Below are 4,172 nucleotides of genomic sequence, written 5' to 3'. Positions count from 1 at the left end.
ATTGGTATTACATCTATTTACACGACGTTTTTGCGTATTTTGCTATTTCGGCACTTCACCGAGTACAAACCGTTGGCTATTCGACGTTATATAAAAAGATGTTAGCGCATCATTTTGCTGCACGGAGGCATTTTCAAGAAGTTGATAATAAACATTTTGATGTAGCCTAGCCCATAGGTTCCTGCGAACGCATATATAAGGAATTGGGGTTGCTTGTGGGTCTTGTATCGCCTTTGGCGGCACCCTAAGCTCAAGCTGGTGGGCTGATTCTAATCTTATCTCATCACCGGTTTGTGTTGTAAATTGATAAACTTCGCTACCTGTCTTTTGATCTGTCGTTTTCTCCCACTGTGTGACAAGAAAAGGCGTGTCTTCTACGGTAATACCCACCTTTTCAACGGGCGTAACGAGAAAGTAACTGTCCCCTTCCCGTTTCAAGACGGATGCAAAAAGTTGAACAAGACTTGCACGTCCAATAGGGCTTCCTTCATAAAACCATCGGCCATCTAACGCAATGGTAAGATTGATATCGCCACAAAAGTCAGGATCCCACTTTTCAACAGGGGGCAAAGGGCGCGTCTTCGAAGACGTGCCCTTTAATTGCTGCTGAAACCTAGTTAGATCCACGTTCTTCCACCATAAGCTTTAACTCGCGAAGCTTTGCTTTAATGCGGCGCATATTATCTGGGCCAGTGCGAAGCAGCTGCTTCTGAGGCTCATTTAAGTTTTCTAAACGCTCATCAGCATACTTGTAAGCTACTGAGTCTGTGTATACCTCAACTGGAACAGGAACTTCAGGTGTATCCAGAAGCTGGTCTATAGCTTGTAGTAGCACTTCGTTGAAATCTTCATTGGGGTTACCAATTTCTGAAAACTTAGCTTGTATATCCTCTTTATATATACCGTAAATGTTGAGAAGCGCTTCGTTATTAAACGATTCCAACATGTCTACATAAGGCGTGTATCGTTTGTAGCTTGCCGCATCTATCCATTGTTTACCCGCTTGAGAATATACGCGGAAATTCTGCTCGGGAGGCGTAAGCAACTGGTGATTAGGGGCCATTTCATCATTGGCTAAATTTGTTACTGATACCACGAAGCGCTGAATAAGTCCTTCGTTTACTAGCATGCGATTTACCGTTTCTTCATCGGCAGAAGAACTCTCAATTAACGAGGCTTTTACTGCAGGATCGCTAGTATCAAGAGGTTCAGGGTCTGGCTCTACAGGTTCTGGAAGTGGCTCTACTTCGTCTTTTTCATCCAACTCCACCGTTGGTGCTGGTTGAGACGGTTCAAAGATTTCTGGTTCTTCGGAAGGGGTTACCTCTGGCTCAGTGATTTCTGGCTCAGGATTGATAACTGTCTCTGGTTCTTCCTCGCTGGGCCAAAAAACTACGGCCAGAATTACGATAAGAAGAATGCCAACAATAATAAAATGTGGCCCTAACGATTTCTTTTCTGACGATTCGCTCATAATGACTCCGCTACAAAAAATATCCTTTGGATAATACTACCAGACATAACACTTAAATTTAGAAAATCAATCAAGAGAATTGTTCCCAAACGTTGCAAATTCCTTATTTAGAACATCTTTTTAACGTGAAAAAGTCAGTTTTCGATTTGTTTAAACAGAAAATCAGAGAGATTTACTTATTTCGGCAGAGCTTGAGCCTTCTTAATATGTAAACAAGCGCTGTGTTTTTAAAACAATTGTTTAACAAAACCTATTTATGTACTAATGTGTTGATTCGTAAACCTTAAACGTCGGCTATCTGCGATATTTATAGCGAGGCGACAGAAAAGCGGATGCGAAAGTGTTCAATGTAAGTTGCAGGAAATTAAGTGTGAATAAAAGTAAGCAATATCACCCAAAACTCCACTTCGCCGTAAAGCGTTATAGCCTTTTGCAATATTTAATCATGCTTGTTATCACTGCCTATCTACTGGTGAATATGACTAGCTTGAGCGCAGAACATCAATTAATCGCGGTTGTTACTGTGGTGATTATGAGTATTCAAAATGGGTTTATTTTATCTAGAGCTAAACTCGCGCTTGCAATGGAAGGACCACGATTACTCGTGTTTCCGCTTTTGTGGATAGCCTCTGGAATGGGCATGGCTGCAACACTATACAGCGCGTCATCGATAGTTTCATTGTTTGTTTTAGCGAATGCGGTGCGGCATCGCAACCATAGACGGCCTTTTAATTTATCAAATGAACCCGAAAACATTGCTTAGCGTATATATGGAGGTTTTTATCGATAGTATGTTTTTGCCGGTGGCGTAAAAAAGATAACGAATTACCGCTGAACAAGATAAAAAGCATAGAGGTAGAAAGCACAAACGTGCAAGCTTTGTTCTAGAGGTAGATAATGCATAAATTTTATTTTCGGGATATAGAAGATACGCCAACGGTTATCGAATACTTGGAAGTTCAATCTTATGAAATGAATGTGTATCTGGTTTATCTGTCAATTGGTAATCAAAGCGGCATGCTTTACGACAAGAAAGATAAACCTATGCGCTTTTTCAGTGCTGGGCACATACGTGAAGCTTTTGCGCACTGTCATGTTCAACACGCAGTAATGAAGCACGATACGCCTTACGATGAGATGATTGGAAATCCTCCGAAAAGTAAAGAGCAGATGGCACTACCTTTCAGTATGGACTTGCCTTATTAATATGTTTGCCGCTTAGCTTTTGAGCCATATGCTGGCGGCTTTACGCATGTTCACCTGGGCTTTCAGTCGTTTGGCGAGAAGAAACAACCCCCCCAGCTTTCTGTGAATGAACAAAGCGTCTACCGGTGGCGTGTGCCAAAAGTTGTGCTCCATGGTAAGCGTCATTCCTTTTTCGTGAAGTCGAGAAATCAGATCGCTTTGTCCAAAATCGTAGGGGCCCTCATGCCTGATAGCTTCACAGGCTTCCATACCAATACTAAGTACAGCGTCTATTTGCCCTTGTGAATGACTGTCATCAATCAATCCAATTGATAATGCTGCTTGTTGCATGGCAGTTTTATCGCTTTGAGCTGCGCTATTTAACAGAGATTGGTACGCTGTAGAAATCGATTCAGGTACTTCTCGCGTGGCGCCAAAATCTAGCAATACCACTTCCTTGGTGTCGGATTTAAACCGATAGTTGGCTAAATTGGGGTCGCTTTGAAGCAGCTTGAAGTTGAATATTTCATGAAAAAATAATGTCATCAACGCTGTCATAACTGCATTTCTTGTTTCTTGAGACTCTTGCTCCAAAACCTCTAATTTTTGGCTTTCTATAAAATCCATCGCCAATACCGTATCGCTGGTAAGGGGCGAATAGGTTTTTGGAATAACAAAGGCTGAACCAAGCTGCAAATTAGCGTTATGCTCTTGAACCAGTTTACGATAACGGTCTAGCATTTGGGCTTCGCGCTCATAATCCGCTTCTTGATGAAGTTGTTTTTTAGCGTCTTCGAGCAACGGGCCTATATCAAGGGATTTAGGCACTAATCCCGTTAGTTTTATAAGGGAAGCAACATTGTCAACATCACTATCGATACTCTTTCTAACGCCGGGATATTGTACTTTAACCGCTAACATTTTGCCGTCCATGGTAATCACTTTGTGAACCTGACCAATAGACGCGGCAGCAATGGGCGCAAATGAAAAATAGAGTAAATCGTCTTGCCATTTTTCACCCCATGCGTTGCTCAATGTTTCTATCAACTGATCTTTAGGCATGGGGTCGGCGTCTTCTCGCAATCTACCTAGAATAACAGCGAGCTCTTCAGGTAAAAAATCACCGGCATCCATTGATATTAGTTGGCCAAGTTTCATGGCCGCTCCACGCATACTAGCAAGCTGATCTGCAATGTTTGAAATGTTCTTAGGCGTAAGGAGTAGTGAAGACAATGCAGGCTTCTCCCCCCGCAGTAGTTGACCCGCACCTTGACTTACAACGTTCCCTGCTATTTTCCCGGCCAAAGCGCCTAAACGACCGATGCGAGAGAGTCGCGACGAAGGGATAGCTTTGCTAGGACGTGGCGCTGGACTGTCAACAGAATCAGGTTTCTGTGCCATAAACTCACTCTGGTTTGGTTAAGAGGCGAGACAAGAGCATGCATGACTCTATGCATGCAGAAGAAGATATGCTCTTAATTATACCAGTCCGCATAGATAATTACCCATTCAG

General features: G+C 42.6%; 5 protein-coding genes. 2 read left to right on the top strand and 3 right to left on the bottom strand.

The genetic code is table 11. From position 1 onward, the window contains the following. Positions 1-42: 42 nt before the first annotated feature. Complete coding sequence (locus GVO62_RS09130) at positions 43-627, bottom strand: DUF1285 domain-containing protein (protein ID WP_159118710.1); 585 nt, start codon at positions 625-627, stop codon at positions 43-45. Then, on the bottom strand, positions 614-1,474 hold the full coding sequence (locus GVO62_RS09125; RefSeq protein ID WP_159118708.1) for a DUF3014 domain-containing protein: 861 nt from the start codon (positions 1,472-1,474) through the stop codon (positions 614-616). Before GVO62_RS09125 ends, GVO62_RS09130 begins: the two co-directional genes overlap by 14 nt. Before the next feature lie 370 nt (positions 1,475-1,844). Here GVO62_RS09125 and GVO62_RS09120 point away from each other — a divergent pair, with 370 nt between their 5' ends. Then, a complete protein-coding gene (locus tag GVO62_RS09120; RefSeq protein ID WP_159118706.1) occupies positions 1,845-2,237 on the top strand; it encodes a hypothetical protein in 393 nt (130 codons plus the stop codon). Between the two features lie 134 nt (positions 2,238-2,371). Next, positions 2,372-2,680, top strand: a complete 309-nt coding sequence (locus GVO62_RS09115) for a DUF6482 family protein (RefSeq protein ID WP_105932425.1) — start codon at positions 2,372-2,374, stop codon at positions 2,678-2,680. Between the two features lie 12 nt (positions 2,681-2,692). Here GVO62_RS09115 and GVO62_RS09110 read toward each other — a convergent pair whose 3' ends face one another. After that, entirely contained in the window at positions 2,693-4,060 is a 1,368-nt protein-coding gene (locus GVO62_RS09110) for an ABC1 kinase family protein (protein WP_159118703.1), read from the bottom strand. Positions 4,061-4,172 lie beyond the last annotated feature (112 nt).

Origin of the sequence: Alteromonas sp. KUL150, assembly GCF_009811475.1 — a bacterium.
GTDB lineage: Bacteria > Pseudomonadota > Gammaproteobacteria > Enterobacterales > Alteromonadaceae > Alteromonas > Alteromonas gracilis.
Note: the sequence above shows the minus strand (reverse complement) of the source record. Positions and strands in the feature narration are given on the sequence as shown.

What these genes read in the sequence shown, in the direction of transcription:
- GVO62_RS09115 (WP_105932425.1), top strand. Translation starts at nt 2,372, where the DNA reads ATGCATAAATTTTATTTTCGGGATATAGAAGATACGCCAACGGTTATC.
- GVO62_RS09125 (WP_159118708.1), bottom strand. Translation starts at nt 1,474, where the DNA reads ATGAGCGAATCGTCAGAAAAGAAATCGTTAGGGCCACATTTTATTATT.
- GVO62_RS09110 (WP_159118703.1), bottom strand. Translation starts at nt 4,060, where the DNA reads ATGGCACAGAAACCTGATTCTGTTGACAGTCCAGCGCCACGTCCTAGC.